The organism is Arthrobacter sp. K410C (genome assembly GCF_059090105.1).
In genome coordinates, this window is record NZ_JBNHFJ010000013.1 from 1 (window position 1) to 16,032 (window position 16,032).

At 65.6% G+C, this 16,032-nt stretch carries 17 protein-coding genes; 3 read left to right on the forward strand and 14 right to left on the reverse strand.

Going from position 1 to position 16,032, the window contains the following annotated elements; all coding sequences use genetic code 11:
- The 7 genes from AC5RU7_RS16185 to AC5RU7_RS16215 all read right to left on the reverse strand — a co-directional run.
- Positions 1-320: hypothetical protein (locus AC5RU7_RS16185; protein WP_494053097.1), on the reverse strand; the 320-nt coding region annotated here is incomplete at its 3' end.
- A 151-nt stretch (positions 321-471) separates the two neighbouring features.
- A complete protein-coding gene (locus tag AC5RU7_RS16190; RefSeq protein WP_494053098.1) occupies positions 472-654 on the reverse strand; it encodes a hypothetical protein in 183 nt (60 codons plus the stop codon).
- Positions 654-821 (reverse strand): hypothetical protein, encoded by a 168-nt coding sequence (locus AC5RU7_RS16195; RefSeq protein WP_494053099.1) that lies wholly within the window; start codon positions 819-821, stop codon positions 654-656. Before AC5RU7_RS16195 ends, AC5RU7_RS16190 begins: the two co-directional genes overlap by 1 nt.
- A 612-nt stretch (positions 822-1,433) precedes the next feature.
- Positions 1,434-2,204 carry an SCO1664 family protein gene (locus AC5RU7_RS16200; protein ID WP_494053100.1) on the reverse strand — a complete coding sequence of 257 codons (771 nt, stop codon included), beginning with the start codon at positions 2,202-2,204 and terminating at the stop codon, positions 1,434-1,436.
- Positions 2,204-2,758 (reverse strand): DUF3090 domain-containing protein, encoded by a 555-nt coding sequence (locus AC5RU7_RS16205; protein ID WP_494053101.1) that lies wholly within the window; start codon positions 2,756-2,758, stop codon positions 2,204-2,206. Before AC5RU7_RS16205 ends, AC5RU7_RS16200 begins: the two co-directional genes overlap by 1 nt.
- A 24-nt stretch (positions 2,759-2,782) precedes the next feature.
- Complete coding sequence (locus AC5RU7_RS16210; protein ID WP_494053102.1) at positions 2,783-3,475, reverse strand: MSMEG_4193 family putative phosphomutase; 693 nt, start codon at positions 3,473-3,475, stop codon at positions 2,783-2,785.
- 61 nt (positions 3,476-3,536) lie between these two features.
- Positions 3,537-3,899: a UBP-type zinc finger domain-containing protein gene (locus AC5RU7_RS16215; RefSeq protein WP_494053103.1), complete on the reverse strand. Its 363-nt coding sequence runs from the start codon at positions 3,897-3,899 to the stop codon at positions 3,537-3,539.
- A 99-nt stretch (positions 3,900-3,998) separates the two neighbouring features.
- Here AC5RU7_RS16215 and AC5RU7_RS16220 point away from each other — a divergent pair, with 99 nt between their 5' ends.
- Both AC5RU7_RS16220 and AC5RU7_RS16225 read left to right on the forward strand, forming a co-directional pair.
- Positions 3,999-5,765, forward strand: a complete 1,767-nt coding sequence (locus AC5RU7_RS16220; RefSeq protein WP_494053104.1) for an NAD(P)/FAD-dependent oxidoreductase — start codon at positions 3,999-4,001, stop codon at positions 5,763-5,765.
- On the forward strand, positions 5,746-6,630 hold the full coding sequence (locus AC5RU7_RS16225) for a hypothetical protein (RefSeq protein ID WP_494053105.1): 885 nt from the start codon (positions 5,746-5,748) through the stop codon (positions 6,628-6,630). Before AC5RU7_RS16220 ends, AC5RU7_RS16225 begins: the two co-directional genes overlap by 20 nt.
- On the opposite strand, the gene AC5RU7_RS16230 is transcribed toward AC5RU7_RS16225, so the two are convergent.
- The 6 genes from AC5RU7_RS16230 to AC5RU7_RS16255 form a co-directional block, all read right to left on the reverse strand.
- The gene (locus AC5RU7_RS16230; RefSeq protein ID WP_494053106.1) at positions 6,627-8,498 is read right to left on the reverse strand and encodes a vWA domain-containing protein; all 1,872 of its coding nucleotides are present in this window, start codon (positions 8,496-8,498) and stop codon (positions 6,627-6,629) included. The genes AC5RU7_RS16225 and AC5RU7_RS16230 overlap by 4 nt on opposite strands.
- Positions 8,499-8,711: 213 nt before the next feature.
- Positions 8,712-10,232: a glycoside hydrolase family 32 protein gene (locus tag AC5RU7_RS16235; protein ID WP_494053107.1), complete on the reverse strand. Its 1,521-nt coding sequence runs from the start codon at positions 10,230-10,232 to the stop codon at positions 8,712-8,714.
- A gap of 3 nt (positions 10,233-10,235) precedes the next feature.
- Positions 10,236-11,114, reverse strand: a complete 879-nt coding sequence (locus tag AC5RU7_RS16240) for a carbohydrate ABC transporter permease (protein WP_494009330.1) — start codon at positions 11,112-11,114, stop codon at positions 10,236-10,238.
- 1 nt (position 11,115) lies between these two features.
- Positions 11,116-12,090: a carbohydrate ABC transporter permease gene (locus AC5RU7_RS16245; RefSeq protein WP_494053108.1), complete on the reverse strand. Its 975-nt coding sequence runs from the start codon at positions 12,088-12,090 to the stop codon at positions 11,116-11,118.
- Positions 12,091-12,163: 73 nt separating this feature from the next.
- The gene (locus tag AC5RU7_RS16250; protein WP_494053109.1) at positions 12,164-13,456 is read right to left on the reverse strand and encodes an ABC transporter substrate-binding protein; all 1,293 of its coding nucleotides are present in this window, start codon (positions 13,454-13,456) and stop codon (positions 12,164-12,166) included.
- Positions 13,457-13,599: 143 nt separating this feature from the next.
- Positions 13,600-14,622, reverse strand: coding sequence for a LacI family DNA-binding transcriptional regulator (locus AC5RU7_RS16255; protein WP_494053110.1), 1,023 nt, complete (start codon positions 14,620-14,622; stop codon positions 13,600-13,602).
- 215 nt (positions 14,623-14,837) lie between these two features.
- Here AC5RU7_RS16255 and AC5RU7_RS16260 point away from each other — a divergent pair, with 215 nt between their 5' ends.
- Positions 14,838-15,110: a hypothetical protein gene (locus AC5RU7_RS16260; RefSeq protein ID WP_494009326.1), complete on the forward strand. Its 273-nt coding sequence runs from the start codon at positions 14,838-14,840 to the stop codon at positions 15,108-15,110.
- 16 nt (positions 15,111-15,126) lie between these two features.
- Here the strand turns inward: AC5RU7_RS16260 and AC5RU7_RS16265 are convergent, their stop codons facing one another.
- Positions 15,127-16,026, reverse strand: a complete 900-nt coding sequence (locus AC5RU7_RS16265) for an HNH endonuclease (RefSeq protein WP_494053111.1) — start codon at positions 16,024-16,026, stop codon at positions 15,127-15,129.
- Positions 16,027-16,032: the final 6 nt, after the last annotated feature.

The following is a 16,032-nucleotide window of genomic DNA, read 5'->3' on the forward strand; positions in this document are numbered from 1 at the left end:
AACATCCCGGCAGGGCCCTCCCATCGGCGCAGCCTGCCCCAAAGGCCGGCCAGGAAGACCAGGAAGGCGATGTTGGCGAGAAATCCCAGCAACAGCGCAATCTGGTGGGCGGTGCGGTCCCCTGCAAGCTGGACCTCGAGGTCCTCCGCCGGGCTGTTGGTACCTGGCAAGTCCGGCGTGAAGAAGCCGGCAAGAACCAGGGCGGTGAACACCAGACCTGCCACTGCGGCCCATCGGTCCGGATTCCCCGTCGCCACTGCCGATCTAACATGGACGGGCGACGGGTTGCCGTGCGGCTCGGAATTCTCTCTGGCGTCCATGGCGTTCCCTCCCTGGCGCTGCACCCTAGGCGAGCTGAGAGTAAGAAGGGCGCAAACCTATGGTCATTTTAAGCCTCCGGGACCTAGACAGCGACACCGTCATTGGGCATGGCCCTCCGGCGGCGGGGGACACCCCGGGCGCAGAATGCAATCATCCCCAGCACCCACAGCCCGGCGAGTCCGGGCCGAAGATGCGCGCTCCGATCAGCAGGTAGACGGCCACATACCAGGGCAGCAGCTGGACGAGTGGATTTCCCAGGCCGAACACCAGCAGGGTTAGCGCGGGGACCATGACACACACTGCGGCGGACGGCCAGGGACTGCTTCTGTTCATCAGCGCAGGGGGTCACTCTTAGGTGGCGCAGCACGCTTCAGCTCCGCAATCCGCAAACGCAGGAAGACAATGGCCAGGACCAGGGCGTACACCGCCAGGACGCCCACGGCGATCGTGAAGACCGCGTACAGGATGCCGAGAATGCCAAAGGCTGGTGTCAGAGTCATTACTTCCCCCAAATAGTCGTTGCCCATAGGCTACGCGGGCGCAAAGGGTCCGCGGCGGAAGGGCACGTGATAGTCCCCCGGTGGCCCATGATTGGTCTGCTTAGGGTGGCACCAAGCTGTGTCTAAGCTGCAGTCTTATTGGAGCTTTGGGCCCGCATATCCCGAATTGCAGCAGTCGGCCGCCGGCGGGCCCTGGCAAAGGAGATCAACAGAGTGAGGACGGTCGCCATCCAGGCAAGCGCGGTGAGGAACACCAGGCCGACCGCCACTAAGGGGTGCATGCCGAAAGTCTAGGACCGTAGGGCTATGAGGTCCGGGCGAAACTCCGCACCATCGGAGCCGAAGATTGCGCGAGCACTGGCCAGTGGCCGGTTCACCTTGCACAGAGCACGGGAAAGGCGCGCCCCGTTCGCTGGGGCGCCCTCGAATCTCCGTTCGCAGCAGTCGGCGTTGAGCGGCCGCACGATTGGACCATCCCGGCTCCCGGGCGGCAGCTCCTGCAGTTGCCCGCAGGATGCCCACCTGCCTACCAGAAGTGAGGACTGGCTGCTGTACAGCGACCACATTGTCCTGATCTTGGAGCATGCTGCGAAGACCGTGGCCGTGACTAAATCAGAACAACGGCCAGGGCACCGCGGGCATCTCAGCTCTTGGCGCCGGGAACCGCCCTGCCGAGTGCAACCGGGCGCAGCGCGCTGCGAGCGACGCGACTTCTTCGGCGTTGAGCAGGTCCGCCAGGCTTCGGCCCAGCTCACCGCGCAGTCCTTCGATGATGCGATCGATGCCGTCGCGTTCCTCAGCGGTCAACGTTTCTCCCAGCCACCCCCACAGCACCGTGCGCAGCTTGTAGTCCCGGTGAAAGGTGAGCCCGTGGTCCACGCCGTGCCGGTGTCCGTCTGCCATGGCAAGGATGTGATCGCCTTTGCGGTCGGCGTTATTCACGACGACGTCGAACACCGCCATGCGACGAAGCGCCGGCGTGTCCTCGTGGACGAGGGCGACTCTCCGTCCGCTCTCATCCTGGCCCTCAAGGACGTGTTTCCACCCGTTCCCGGGCACGTCGTCGTCCGCCGCAACGAGATCCACCGCAGTCTGGTCGGGGTCTGACTCCTGCCACAGCTGCACCATTCCTTCGCCCAAAGGACCATCGCGGAGCCAGGTGAGTGGCACCACGTTCCAGCCGAGGACCTTGGAAACCAGGTACGCTGCGACCTCCCGGTGGGCAAGGAAGCCGTCGGGAAAATCCCACAGCGGTTTCTCCCCGGCTATCGGCTTGTAAACGACCGTGGTGTCGCCGATGCTGCCCAGGAAGGTGGCGTTCGACGCCGTCGCGATGCGACCGGTGAGGGTCAGCTCGGTAGTGAGCAGGTCGGGCGCCGGCATCAGACCTCGGGCAGTGTGCAGACGTGCCCGTCGGGGTCCACGGGGTAGCCGCAGAGCGGGCACGCGGGACGCCCGGCACCCACCACCTCCCGTGTCCGCTTGGCAAAAGCGCGGGCGGTGCCAACCGGCATCCGCACCAGCAACATTTCGGGCACTTCGGCGCCGTTCCCATCAACTAATTCGTCGTCGTCATCAGGATCGGCATCCATGATGGGGTATGCCTCGATGACCACCTGCGCCGTCGTCGGGTCCCAGCCCAGGGTCATGGCCCCGGTCCGGAACTGCTCCTCGACCGCCTCGAGCTGGTCATTGTCCACGAGTTCGATGGGGGTACCCGTGGGAACGCTGAAGGGGTTGCCCTCCAGCGCGATGAGCTGATCGAGGATTTCGTCAATCTTCTCGGCGAGCTGGGCCGACTGCTGCTTCTCGAGGGCGATGCTCACAATTTGCTTACCGGTCCGTACCTGCAGGTAGAACGTGCGCGCCCCCGGAACGCCGATGGTGCCGATGACGACCCGGTCAGGCCAGGCAAACTCGTGAACAAGTGTGGGCATGTCAGTATCTTAGGCACATGAGGTCTACGGCGCCGTGTGCCCTGCTCCGCCGCCCACCGGCGCATCGCCGGTTTTGATGCCCTTCGACAGCCACGACAGATCCCCGGCGTCGGTGTTCGTCGCATGGACGCTTGGCCGAAGTGCACCGTAGTGGACGATGGACAAGGAGGCAGGGCTCACGCTAATGCGCTGGAACAAATCGAGGTGCATACCAAGCGCGTCGGCCAGGATTGATTTGATGACGTCACCGTGACTCACGGCCGCCCACACGGCTCCTGGCCCGTATTCGGCTTCGAAGGCTGCATCGTGGCGCCGGATTGCTGCCACCGAGCGGGCCTGCATCGTCGCCATGGATTCGCCCCCGGGAAAAACGACGGCGGACGGCTGCGACTGCACGGCCGCCCACAGGTCTTCGGTTGCGAGATCACCGAGCATCCGGCCCTGCCACTGGCCGTAATCGCACTCGGTGAGGTCGGGCTCGGCCAGCGCAGAAGGATTACCAGCCTGGCGCTCCAGGATGAACTGTGCCGTTTGCTGGCAACGCTCGAGGGGGCTCGAGACCACGCCGGCCAGGGGCACCACCGCGAGCCGGTCTCCGGTCGAAGCTGCCTGCTCGCACCCGGTCTGGTCCAAACTGACGCCAGCCGCCCGGCCCGCCAGCAGTCCAGCGGCATTGGCTGTGGTGCGGCCGTGCCGCACGAGGATAACTGTCGCCATCCATCCAGCCTACCCAGCATCCTTCGCCGGACCCTGCCGGCGCGGTTGATTCGGCCCGCGGTCAGCGGTGGATGTGCTCCTGCCAGTCTGCCGGTACCTTGTCAGCCGGTCCGGGTGACGGTTGCTCCGGCGGCCTGGACTGGGGATCGGGAAGCCGCGGGCCGCGAAAAAACTTCTTCGTGGTGAGTTCGTAGAACCAGTCCTCCCCGGGTTCAAAGGACCTCATGACTGGATGGCCATCGGTGCGTGCGTGGGCACTGGCATGCTGCGAGGGGGATGAATCACAGCACCCGATATGGCCGCATTGGGCGCAGCGGCGCAGATGCAGCCACCATCCCGGGCCGTCACCGCCGAGGCACTCCACGCATCCTGTTCCGCTGGGCGTGGCGGCGGGGCTGATTCCGGGAATAGGGCGGTCTTCCATGACGTCCTCATTCTGGCAGAATCTCCGTACCTTGTCCCCCCTGTCCCAGCGGGAGTATCGTGATCGCCACCGAACCCTTGATCCGGAAAGACGGCGGCCATGGACGACTCGGTTCCGATCCTGCTGATTGCCACCCCGGACCCGGCCTCCCGGCGCATCCTCGAAGATGAGCTACGCCGACGGTACGGCGCCGACTACGAAGTGGTGGCCTGCGCCGGCCACGCCCACGGGCGGGCAGTGCTTGAGGGGCTCCGGCGCTGGAACCGCCAGGTGGCCCTTATCCTCGGATGCTACGGCCCGGCTGACCGTGGCGGACTCGATTTCCTGCGGCGGGCCTATGGCTTCCACCCGGCCGCCAAGCGCGGTGTGGTGGTGACGTGGGGCGACTTCGCCAGCGCCCCCACTGTATTCCGGGCGATCGGGCAGGGATACGCCGAATTACTGATCATTCGTCCCGAACGGCCGCGCGACGAAGAGTTCCACGGGGCCATTACCGATGCCCTCGATGACTGGCACCTGGCCCAGGGGGTCGGGTTCGAGGCGGTCCGGCTGATCGGGCAGGTGGGCGACGAAAGGACCCACGTGTTGCGCGACTCCTTGAGCCGAAACCACATCCCCGTGGGCTTCCACCCGGTCGGATCAGAGACGGCGCAACGGACACTAGAGAATTTGGGCCTGCGGGACCCGGTGCTGCCGGTCATGGTGCTGCAGTTCACCGATGCCCCCATTGTCCTCGAGAACCCCAGCGACCTTGAGATCGCCGAAGCCATTGGGGTGACGCGGCCACCGCCGGCGGACAAGGTCTTTGATGTTGTGGTGGTGGGAGCCGGTCCGTCCGGTCTCGCCACCGCCGTCTACGCCTCCTCGGAAGGCCTCTCCACCATCGTGGTGGAGGGGGAAGCCGTGGGAGGCCAGGCCGGCACCAGTTCGTTAATCCGCAACTACCCCGGCTTCTCCCGCGGCGTCAGTGGAGCCCACCTGGCCTACCGCTCCTTCCACCAGGCCTGGACCCTGGGCACGGACTTCCTCTTCCTGCGGAAAGTGGAGAAGCTCAGCGTCGATGGAGGCCTGTACCGGGTATCGATTTCCGACGGCACCGTGGTGCGGTGCCGCACAGTGGTGGTGGCCACCGGCGTGGACTACCGCCGCCTCGGCCTACCCCAGCTTGAAAACCTGGTGGGGAGGGGTGTCTTCTACGGGGCAACGGTCTCCGAGGCGCCGTCGATGACTGGAAAACACGTCTGCGTTGTGGGCGGCGGCAACTCGGCCGGACAGGCCGTCCTGCACCTCGCGAAATACGCGAAGAAGGTCACGCTGCTGGTGCGCGGACCCACCCTGTCGGCCAGCATGTCCGAGTACCTCATCTCCCAGCTCGAGGCCACCCGGAACGTGGCGATCCGGTACGGGACAGCGATCGTGGGGGCCCGCGACCAGGACGGATTCCTTGCCAGCCTGCAAGTGGCCGCAACCGGGGCCGGCGGCGCAACGTCAACCGAGGAGATCGAAGCGGGCGGCTTGTTCGTGCTCATCGGATCGATGCCGCGGACCTCCTGGCTGCCCGACACGGTGGAGCGCGACCAGGCCGGCTTTCTCCGGACCGGCACCAGCCTGGACGACAGTAAGGTCGGGGCTACCAGGCCGGACCGGCAGCCCTTGGCCCTGGAAACGAGCATGCCCGGCGTTTTCGCGATCGGTGACGTCAGGGCCGGTTCCATCAAAAGAGTGGCTACGGCAGTGGGGGACGGGGCCACCGTGGTCTCGATGCTCCATGCCTACCTGGCCGGGCACCCCCTGCCCGCCCCGCCCGCCGCCCCCGGTGTGGCAGCCGCGCCCGAGGAGCTCTCCGGTGACGTCCGCTTCAACTGACGCCGCACCGGTGATTGCGCCGATGCGGTGGCTGCTCTACATCGCCGCATTCCTCGTGTTTCTCGCTGGCCTGGTGCTGTTCGTGTTTCCGCTCCGGACTGCGGAATGGTTCGCATGGACAGTCAATCCGCCCATGACCGCGGTGTTCCTCGGCGCGGCATACTGGTCGGCGGCCGGCCTGGAGGTGACGGGCGCCCGCTCAGAAAGCTGGGAGTCAGCGAGGCTCGCAGTCTGGCCCGTGTTCGTCTTCACTACGCTGACTCTTGGAGTCACCCTGATACATCTCGACCGCTTCCACCTGTCGCCAGCCGCCGGGCCCCTTGCCCAGATAGCCACCTGGGCGTGGCTGGCAATCTATGCCATCGTGCCCGTGGCGATGCTCGTGATCGGCTGGATGCAGGTCCGGTCCCGGCGTCCCGCCCCGAAGTCCGTGCCGGCGCGACGGCCCGTGCTGCCGCCCGCGCTGCGGTTGCTCCTGCTGGGAATCGCCGGGGTGCTGGTGTTGTATGGCGTGGCGCTCCTGGCAGTACCCGCTGCTGCCGCGACGTGGTGGCCGTGGCCATTGTCCGAGCTCACTGCGAGGGCCGTCGGAGCGTGGCTGGTGGGCCTGGGGTGGTCCGCCGCGCAGGGCCAGTTCAGCGGGGACCTCCGCACCGTCCGCCCCGTTGCCCTGACCTCCGTTGCGTTCGTCATTCTGCAGACACTTGCCCTGCTGCGGTATGGCGACGCCCTGGCATGGACGGGTGCGCCGGCGATCGGCTTTGTCACCCTCCTGATTGCCATCGGAGTGGCCGGCGCATGGGCACTAGCATTATCCCGTTCGCCGGCAGCCCGGGCCGGAAACGTGCCAGGACCGCCGGCCTAGAAACTGGTCACCAGTTCGCCAAGCACCTCTTCGAGCCGGTTCGGATCGGTGGCGTCGTAGTAGTGGGCGCCGCTTGCCTTGGCGATTTCCAGCAGGGTGGGTACGTCTGCCTCGGGGCCGTAGGCGAGGGTAAAAACGAGCACCGGCGTCGAATGGTTCTGATGGTTCAGCTGTTCAGAGAGCCCGCCCAGGTCTCCGGGGTGCGTGGTGTCGTTCTTGCCGTCACTCAGCAGCACGATGGTGTTGATGAAATCTTCCTTGTATTCCTTGGCCTGCTCGCCCGCGAAGCGGCTGACGGCTTCAAAAAGGGGTGTTGCGTCCACAGCCTGAAGCTCGCGGAGCTTGGCCGTGATGTCTTCCTTGTTGGATTCGAGCGGCGCTACCGGGCTGACGATGCCCGGCGTCAAGGGCCCGTCACCCTCATGGGAGAAAGCGGCCAGCCCGATTTCGTCCTCATCGGTGAAATGGTCCAGGGCCTTGAGAACGGCATCCTTGGCCCGCTGCAGCTTGTTTGCTGCGGGATCCTGCACCATAGACTCGGAGACGTCCACCAGGAACAGGGCCCGGGCGCGTTTGCGGACTTCAGGAAAGCTGTCCTGCATGGCAAGAAGGGCCTCTGCTTTGGGAAGCGGCAGCGGCTGGAGGGTTTCAGCGTACCGTCCGGTCCCTGCCACCCCGGGGTCCAGGTCACCCTGAAGGGTCCGGTATCCGGAAGTCTTTACGATCTGCTGGCCTTGCTCTGTCACAGCGAACCGGAGGAAATCCTCGGCTGCCAAGCGCTGCCGGCCCTCAACCCAATCGCCGTTAAGGATTACGGCCGGGTTATCCGCCACCTGCACGCCATCGTTGGGGTAGATGGCACGGAGGGGTTCCTGGGGCGGGGGACCGGACTGCTTCGTAATCCCGTCTTCGCTCACTACCCCGCGGTTGTAGTCCCAGACAAACTTCTCGTCCACGATGACGGCGGAGAGAAATTCCGCGACGTTCCCGGCGTCATCGGCTTCCCGCACGTGCCACAGGAAATGCTCGGGAGTGGCCATATAGTGGCTGGTACGCAGCTCCACGGCACGCACTTTGTCCACCAGGGAAGCCGCTTCCAGGTCCATGCCGTCCAGACCTCCCACGTTCCCGCCGGCGGCACCGTAGGAAGCGGCAAGGGCCATGAGGCCCGACGTCGAGACCAGCGGACTGGCCTTGCCGAACTTGAACTTTCCCCAGTCGGCATGGCCGAGGCGCTCCCAGACGCCCTGGTCCTCCGCGGTTTTGAAGACATCGGACCACGAGGGCGCTTTGCTGTCCCAGCCGAGTGCAGCAGCCATGCTCTCCGGCATAGCCACCACGACGGCACTCCGCGCAACACTCCTTCCTTCCTGCGGGACCTGGCTGCCCCCGGCACCTGCTCCTGCGATGCGCAGCCAGGCTGAAGAGTCCGGCATCCAGACGGCGGGCCGGTCGCCGGCTGCGACGCCCGGGAACTGGGCAGCAACCTTCCCGGCGGACGTGCCGGATTTTTCCTGGCTGACTTCGGGTGCCACGCACTTCCCGTCCACGCTGCGGGGTTTCGCGGTGTACCCGGCAGCCAAGGCACGGACCATGTCAGCGTTCTCGAGCGAGGTGAGGATTTTCAAGGCGATGCACGGAGATCCTCCGGCGGTGGCAGCAGGACTGTCCTGCGCCAGGGGTTCACCTGGGGCAGGGGTGCTGCCATTCCCTGCTGATGGGCCGCCGCCGTCTCCTGGATCGGCGGGGAAGATCAGCACCCGCAACACGAACGCGCCGCCAACAACGAGAAGCGCGACCGTGGCTGCCGCGGCGATCCACACCCAGCGCGGATAGCTCGGGTCAGTTGCTGCGCGTCGACGGCCCATGCTCGTTTCCTTTGAAATCCCCCGGGTTCCCCCGGCGTGAATGCAAATGATGAAACTGGCCCGCGGCAATGACACCGCGGTGCGCCTAGCCCCCGGCACCTGGATACGCCCTTTGAGGATAACCCCGACTGGCAGAAAGTGAGTGTCCGGATTCACATTTTGAACCAATCCCGCGGGTTCCGCGCGGGCTCCAGGGTCCGGGTCCCGGGGCATTCAGTGTCCGACGACGTCGAGCGCCACGAGCTGCGCGCCCTCACCTTCCGCGAAGAGCGCCATCCCGGTGGATTCCTCAGCGGGGAACACCAGGTCCGTGATGGTGGCGACCCCGTCCTGGGCGAAGACCTCAACGGAGCACCGGTCAAGGAACACCCGCAGGCGCAGGCGGCCTTCCCGCAGCGGCACGGCCACGGCCTCTACTGAGGGGAAGGCTTCGTGGAAACCGGTAATTCCTGACTCCCTCCGGTCCAGGCGCAGTATGCCTTGCCCGGTGTCATAGGTGAGAAGCGTCCGCCCGGCATCGCCTGCGTGAAGGACCAGGCCCACTGCCGCGGCGCTGCCCGGACGGAATTCGGCATCGATGCGCGCTACCGCCGCGGCCACGGGAAGCTCCGCCACTCCCGGCGGCAAAGGCCCCGGACCAAGCCGGAAGCCCTGGCCATCCGTCTCGCCGGAGAAACCGATGGCTTCCTGCCGAAGCACCACCCTGCCGTCCACCCGGGTGAGCGTGACCTCCCGCGGCAGTGACATGGCACTGCGCCAGTCTCCGGTGGGCGTGGAACCGGCGTAGTCCCAGTTGTTCATCCAGCCGATCATGATTCGGCGGCCGTCCGGCATGTTGCTGAACGAGACGGCGGCGTAGTAGTCCCGTCCCCAGTCCAGCCAGCCGTACTCGCGCATGCGCGAGTCGTCCTTCTGGAGCCCCTCGGTGACGGTCGACCCTGACCGGAACGCCACGCCGTCGAACTCTCCCACGAAGTACTGTCCTGCCGAACCGCCGGCGATGCCTCCCGGGTTGATGTTCACGACGAGGACCCACCGGGTGTCCCGCGGGTTTCCGTCCACCGGCAGCTCGAACAGGTCCGGGCATTCCCAGACCCCGCCGGTGGCGTTGGCGGGGCCGAAAGTGCTCAGGTACTCCCAGGACTTGAGGTCGGCGGATTTGTACAGCACCACCTGCCGCTGCACCGCTTCGACGGCGACCATCACCCAGTAACTTCCGCCGCCGCCGTCGTACCAAAAGACCTTGGGGTCGCGGAAGTCCGCCGAGGCGCGGTCCAGGACGGGATTGCCCTGGTGCTTCGTCCAGGTTCGGCCCTCGTCCAGGCTGTAGGCGAGGGACTGGGCCTGCCGCCCGGCCAGCGGGGAGGCCTCACTGTACGCGCTGGTGTAGATGGCAACCAGCGGAGGTGTGTCCGTCGTGCCGAAGCCGCTGGTGTTGTGCTCGTCGAACACGGCCGAGCCGGAGAAGATGGCTTCCTGGTCATCGCAGGGGATGGCCACCGGTTGTTCGTCCCAGTGGAGCAGGTCACGGGACGTGGCATGGCCCCAGGACATGTTGCCCCAGTCCGTGCCGAGGGGGTTGTGCTGGTAGAAGAGGTGGTAGGTGCCGTTGAGGTACACCAGCCCGTTTGGATCATTGAGCCAGTTCCGCGCTGCGGAGTAATGCCACTGGGGGCGGAACCGGTCAATGAGGGACGCTGCCGGCGCGCCGGCCGCCGTCGAAAGTGAAGCCATGGTTCAGCCCTTCACGCCGCTGGAGGCGATGCTGTTGACGAATGAACGCTGGAAGGCGATGAAGAGCACCACCACCGGAACGGTGATCAGGGAGGCGTATGCCATCACTTCGCCCCAGGAAACGTTCAGCTGGAAGAAGTACTGGATGCCGATCATCACGGGCCGCAGCTCCTCGGACTGGACCACCATGAGGGGCCAGAGGTAGGAGTTCCACGCCGGCAGGAAGGTCAGGATCGCCACTGTGGCGGTGGCGGGGCCTGCCAGCGGCATAACCACCTGGCGGTAGATCTTGAACCAGCCGGCCCCGTCGATCCGTGCGGCTTCGTCCAGTTCCTTGGGGATGGACTCGAAGTACTGGTGGAACAGGTAGATGGAGAAGGCGTTGGCGATGAACGGAATGATCTGGACCTGGTAGGTGTCCAGCCAGCCCTTGGAGAACTCAAGGCTGAAGCCGTTCAGCTCGAAGTAGGGTAGCTGGTTGACCCACCACACCAGCGGCAGTGCCAGGGTCTGGAAGGGGACGATCAGGGTGGCCAGGATCGCGGTGAACACGATCTTCTTGCCCCTGACCTGCATACGGGACAGGGCGAAGGCGCAGAGGCTGTTGACGAAGATGCCCAGGATCACGGTGACGGCGGAGACGCCCACCGAGTTGAGCAGGAAGCGGGCCGCGGGGACACGGTCGAAGACCGCTGCGTAGTTGTCGAAGGAGATGTTGCCCACCGGAAGGAACGCTGCCAGCGAGGACATATCACCGAAGATCTGCTGGTCCGGCTTGAGCGAGGACACCAGCATGAAGACGATGGGGAACGCGGCCACGACGGCGAAGAGGATGCGCACCAGCATGGTGCCGGCGTTTTTCAGGAGCAGTTGGTTTTTCATGTCAGTCTTTCTCCCGGGTGAGGTGGCGCTGCACCGCGGAGACGATCAGGACGAGGACGAAGAACACCAGCGAGATGGCGGAGGCGTAGGACGTCTCCTGCTGCCGGTAGCCGGACTGGACGGCCTCGTAAATGATGGTGGTGGTCGAGTCCATGGGTCCGCCCTGGGTCATCACGCTGATCTGGTCGAAGAGGCCGAGGGCCTGGATGGTGATGGTGACCAGGACAAGGCTGCGGGTATGGAACAGGCCGGGCCAGGTGACGTAGCGGAACTGCTGCCACCGGCTGGTGCCGTCCAGCTGCGACGCCTCGTACAGCTCCCCGGAGATGCCCTGCAGCCCGGCAAGCCAGATGATCATGTGGAACCCGGCGGCCTGCCAGATGGACAGGATGATGATGGCGGGCATCGCTGTATTCGGATCCCCGAGCCAGTCCGGGCCGTTGATCAGGCCGAAGCTGACTGCGGACAGGATCTCGTTGACCAGGCCGTCCTTGCGGTACATGAACAGCCACAGCAGCGAGACCACCACCATGGACGTGACCACGGGCAGGAAGTACACGGTGCGGAAGAAATTCACGCCGCGGAACTTCTTGTTGATCAGCAGCGCCATCACCAGGGCCAGGCCGGACTGCACCGGAACGATGACCACGGTGAAGTAGGCGACGTTGAGCAGGGCGCGGTAGAACGTGGGGTCCGAGAAGAGCCTGGCGAAGTTGTCCAGGCCCACGAATTCGACCGGACGCGGCGAGATGAGCCGGGCGTTGGTGAAGGCCAGCCCGAACCCGAGGATGGCCGGGGTGAAGATGAAGGCCAGGAGCAGCAGCGCCGCCGGGGCGATCATGCCCCAGCCGCTGAGCTGCTCGCGGCGGAAGCCGGGCCGGCGGTGGGTCCTGCGGGGCTTTACGTCAGCGTTCGACGGCGGCAGTGCGGCGCCGTGGGCGGCAGGGCGCGGGCGGGTGGGAAGGTCAGTTGCCATGAGGGATCTTTCGTAGGTCGGGCTGCGGGAGGACTGCGGCGTTGTTTGGCCGGAAGTCCTCCCGCGGCTCCGGCTAGTTCTTGTAGCCGCCGTTGGACTTGATGTTGGCGTCGATCGCCTTCACGGCGTTATCCAGCGTGGACTTGGCGTCCGCACCGTTCAGGATGTCCTGGACGGCCTTGCCGTACTCGGTGGCAATGAAGGGGTAGGCGGGCGTTTCGGGACGCATCACGGCGTACTCCCGGGAGAAGTCCATGAAGATCCGGTTTGCACCGCCCTCGGCGAAGCTGGGGATCTGCGCTGCCGCCTCTTCGCTGGCCGGAATGGCGCCGGTGGCCTTCGCCACCGCGGCGATGTTCTCCGGCTTCAGCGAGTAGGAGAGGTAGTCCATGGCGGCCTCGGCGTTGCTGCAGCCGCTGGTCACGCCCCACTGCCAGGAGGCGCCGCCGATCTTGGGGCCCTCGCCCAGGTCCACCGGCGGCATCACCACCAGGTCGTCGCCGAGTGCGGCCCTGGCTTTGTCCCCGGCCCACGAGCCCGTATAGACGATGGCACTCTTGTTGTTCAGGAAGTCCTGGGTGGAATCCTTGCCGCTCTTCTTTGCCATGAAGCCCTGGTCGGCCAGGCCCCGGAACCACTCGGCCCACTGAACGGCCTTGTCCCCGTTGAGCTCGCCCTCGGCGCTTTGGAAGCCGTCCCTGTTCACGAGGTCGCCGCCAAAGGACTGCAGGAAGGGGGAGTAGGCGTAGGGGAGCCATTCACCGGTGCCGGCGGTGCCCAGGTCCAGCGGGTGTTCCCACTTGCCCAGCGCCTTGAGCTTGGTCAGGGCTTCCTGGAACTCCTCCTTGGTCCAGGGCTGCTCCATGGTGGCAACGCGGACGCCGGCAGCCTCCAGGTCCGAGGCCCGGGCCATCATGGCCAGGGCGACGTCGTAGTAGCCCACCGCGTAGGGCTTTCCGTCCCACTCGGCCACGGTGCTGGGAAGCTGGCTCGAAAGGTCTGCATCCAGCTCCAGGGGTGCGAGGTACCCGGCCCAAGCCCAGTTGGGCACGTTGGGGCCGTCGATATCCACGATGCAGGGCAGGTTCCCGGCAGCTGCCGCCGAAACCACGGAATCGTTGTAAGAGTCCTGCGGGAAGGCCTGGACCTTGATCTTTACCTTGTCCTGGCTGCCGTTGTAGGAGTCAACGATCTTCTGGACTGCGGCCAGTTCGTCGGGATTGCCGGCATTGTGGGTCCACAGGGCAATCTCGCCGGAGCCCTCGGATGAGGAGGAGGCGCTGCCTTTGCCGCAGCCTGCGAGGGTGGCGGTGAGGGCTGCGGCAGCTATGCTGGTCGCCAGGATCTTGGTGAACTTCGTGTTCATGGGTCAGTCTTTCTGCTTGGACAGGAGGGATTGATGAGGGTCCTGCAGGGAACGCGGCCGCTGCAACGGCTGCGTTCCCGTTTTGTTGGGGCAAGGGTGGTGTTATCGGGGTGCGGCCGCCGCTTTGGCAGCCGCTGGCAGGGTCAGCCCCGGGGAGGGGCGACAGAATCCCGCACCACGAGCGGGCAGCTGCTGGACTCGTGGGCGCGGGGAGTTTCGGGATTTTCCAGTTCGGCAAGCAGCTGGAGGACGGCCCACCGGCCCATCTCGTAGTGGGGGAGCGCCACGGTGGACAGCCCCGGCCACAGGCCGTCGGCGATGAGTTCAAGGTTGTCGACGCCGACCACCGACAGGTCGGCAGGGATTTTCAGGCCAAGGTGGCCGGCCGCCTGGTAGGCGCCCATCGCCATCTGGTCGTTGAAGCAGAACAGCGCTGTAGGCCGTTCCGCTCCGGACAGCAGGCGGAGTGCAGCCTCCCTGCCTCCTGCGGTACTGGGATGGGCGGACACCAGCTGGCCGGGTCCAAGTCCAAGTCCATGACGTTCCAGCCCCGCCCGGAAGCCTGCCAGGCGTCCGTGGGCGGCGGGGATATCGTCCTCGTTGTTGATCATGGCGATCCTGCGGTGTCCTGCCTCCGCCAGGAGTCCGGCGGCCGATTCGCCGGCACCGAACTCGTCCGGCACCACCGAGGACAGCGCGGGGTTGTCCGTGGTGGCATCAAGGACGATGGTGGGCATGCCCTGGAGCTCTTCGGGGACGGACACCAGCTGGTTGTACATGCGGGCGTAGATGATCCCGTCCACCTGGTGCTGTTTCAGGGCCCGGATCTCGTGCCTTTCAAGTTCATTGTCGAGTCCGGAGTTCACCACCATCAGAAGGTGCCCGTGCTCCGAGGCGGCATCCTGCGCACCCTGGATCATGGCGCCCGCGAAAGGGGTGGTGGTGATCTCGTCGCTGACCAGCCCTAGGATCTGGGAGCGCTGGTTCCGCAGCCCGCTGGCCAGACGGTTGGGGGCGTAGCCGAGATCGCCGGCTACTGCCTTGATGTGCTCCACCGTGCGGGCATTGACCCGGGAGCTGTGCGTTTCGCTCAGGGCATGCGACACCGTGGTAACAGAGACGCCGGCAGCCTTTGCCACGTCCCGTATGTTCACCTTCGTCGCCATTGACTCTTCCTTTGCAAAACGTTTTGTATGTTGCCTGCATCACTATATGCAAAACGTTTTGCACCCGTCAAGGGCACTGCATCCTGATTAAGGCTTCCGGTCGCGGCAAGACTTTTGATCAGCACGCCGGGCTGAAGCTCTGGATCAGGATGGCCGCCGGGTCTACATTGGTTCTTGTCTTATCCAGCAGGCCCGACACCTATGCAGGAGTGACCATGAGCCCCGCACCAAAACAACCAATCACCGATGACAGCATCCAGGTCCGCCAGGTTAACCACTACCAATTCAGCTGGGTGGCCGGAGATGCGGGAAAGCCTGGCACCTGGACCCTCCAGTTGGTCCTTGACCAAGGGGCGTGGGAGGAAGTGCTCACCCTTGACGCCGAGGATGCCGAGGTCCTCCAGAACCTCTTGAAACGCTCCGGAACGGTCTACTACGACGTCCGCCGGCGGACCCTGATGTTCGGGACAACGCCGGCCGGGCAGTAGCGGGGGCAGTAGGCTCTTAGTCCGCCTGCCCGTCCAGGAGGCGCCGGGCGTTCTCCTGCGCCTCCAGCGCCTGCTCGGTCACCACTTCGCCCCGCAGGTGGCCTGCTGCGGAGAGGATGTTCCGCAGTTCCTGGACCGTGCGCGGCGTACGGACGCCGCGGTGCACCATGGCGTGGCAGTTGGCGCAGAGCGGCACAAGGTCTGTGATGGGATCCAGCTCATAGCCGGCCCGCAGTTGGGACGCCGGCACTGTGTGGTGCACGTGGATGAACCCATTGCCCACGTCCGCATAGGAGGCTTCAAAGGAGAAGCCGCAGGCGGCGCAAGCCGTTCCGTGGAAGGCCAGGCACACGCGGCGTGCGTCGTCGTCGCGCTCGTATCGGTTGACGCCCACGGTGGCGGCTGCCTCTGGCGGATAGGCGCCGGGAACAACGTCGAAGGGGTCCACTGCCTCTGGTCCCTGCTCCCGCCAGAGCCGTCGAAGGCTGTGGTCCGCCCGCGTGGGGACGGACAGGAGGGCGGAGTTTGCTGCGTCGGCCCAGTGGATGTCAGGGACTTCCGTAGTCAAGGTGGCCAAAGAAATCTGGTCGCCCAATGGCAACAGGGCGTCGAAGGCCACGCCCATGGATCGGCTGGCGGCAGCGCCTTCCGTGCCACCGCCCGCCTCCGCGGTTCCGGAGACCACAACACCGTGCCCTATCAGGCCGCTGCCCGCGCCGCTGCTTCCGTGGAAGAGCAGCCACGCCTCGGTACCCGGCCGAATGCTCCGGCTGGAACCAACTTCCCAGCGGTCAAGGATGCGTCCCGACCGAAGGACCTGTTCGACGGCGGCAGGGTAGTTCCAGCGGTTCCAGTGCCTGGCGCTCCAGACCAGGATTAGCCCCGCCAGGTCCACTCCGTGCTCGATTCCTGCCATGCGCGG

What these genes read in the sequence shown, in the direction of transcription:
- AC5RU7_RS16190 (WP_494053098.1), bottom strand. Translation starts at nt 654, where the DNA reads ATGAACAGAAGCAGTCCCTGGCCGTCCGCCGCAGTGTGTGTCATGGTC.
- AC5RU7_RS16195 (WP_494053099.1), bottom strand. Translation starts at nt 821, where the DNA reads ATGACTCTGACACCAGCCTTTGGCATTCTCGGCATCCTGTACGCGGTC.
- AC5RU7_RS16200 (WP_494053100.1), bottom strand. Translation starts at nt 2,204, where the DNA reads ATGCCGGCGCCCGACCTGCTCACTACCGAGCTGACCCTCACCGGTCGC.
- AC5RU7_RS16205 (WP_494053101.1), bottom strand. Translation starts at nt 2,758, where the DNA reads ATGCCCACACTTGTTCACGAGTTTGCCTGGCCTGACCGGGTCGTCATC.
- AC5RU7_RS16210 (WP_494053102.1), bottom strand. Translation starts at nt 3,475, where the DNA reads ATGGCGACAGTTATCCTCGTGCGGCACGGCCGCACCACAGCCAATGCC.
- AC5RU7_RS16215 (WP_494053103.1), bottom strand. Translation starts at nt 3,899, where the DNA reads ATGGAAGACCGCCCTATTCCCGGAATCAGCCCCGCCGCCACGCCCAGC.
- AC5RU7_RS16220 (WP_494053104.1), top strand. Translation starts at nt 3,999, where the DNA reads ATGGACGACTCGGTTCCGATCCTGCTGATTGCCACCCCGGACCCGGCC.
- AC5RU7_RS16230 (WP_494053106.1), bottom strand. Translation starts at nt 8,498, where the DNA reads ATGGGCCGTCGACGCGCAGCAACTGACCCGAGCTATCCGCGCTGGGTG.
- AC5RU7_RS16235 (WP_494053107.1), bottom strand. Translation starts at nt 10,232, where the DNA reads ATGGCTTCACTTTCGACGGCGGCCGGCGCGCCGGCAGCGTCCCTCATT.
- AC5RU7_RS16240 (WP_494009330.1), bottom strand. Translation starts at nt 11,114, where the DNA reads ATGAAAAACCAACTGCTCCTGAAAAACGCCGGCACCATGCTGGTGCGC.
- AC5RU7_RS16245 (WP_494053108.1), bottom strand. Translation starts at nt 12,090, where the DNA reads ATGGCAACTGACCTTCCCACCCGCCCGCGCCCTGCCGCCCACGGCGCC.
- AC5RU7_RS16250 (WP_494053109.1), bottom strand. Translation starts at nt 13,456, where the DNA reads ATGAACACGAAGTTCACCAAGATCCTGGCGACCAGCATAGCTGCCGCA.
- AC5RU7_RS16255 (WP_494053110.1), bottom strand. Translation starts at nt 14,622, where the DNA reads ATGGCGACGAAGGTGAACATACGGGACGTGGCAAAGGCTGCCGGCGTC.
- AC5RU7_RS16260 (WP_494009326.1), top strand. Translation starts at nt 14,838, where the DNA reads ATGAGCCCCGCACCAAAACAACCAATCACCGATGACAGCATCCAGGTC.
- AC5RU7_RS16265 (WP_494053111.1), bottom strand. Translation starts at nt 16,026, where the DNA reads ATGGCAGGAATCGAGCACGGAGTGGACCTGGCGGGGCTAATCCTGGTC.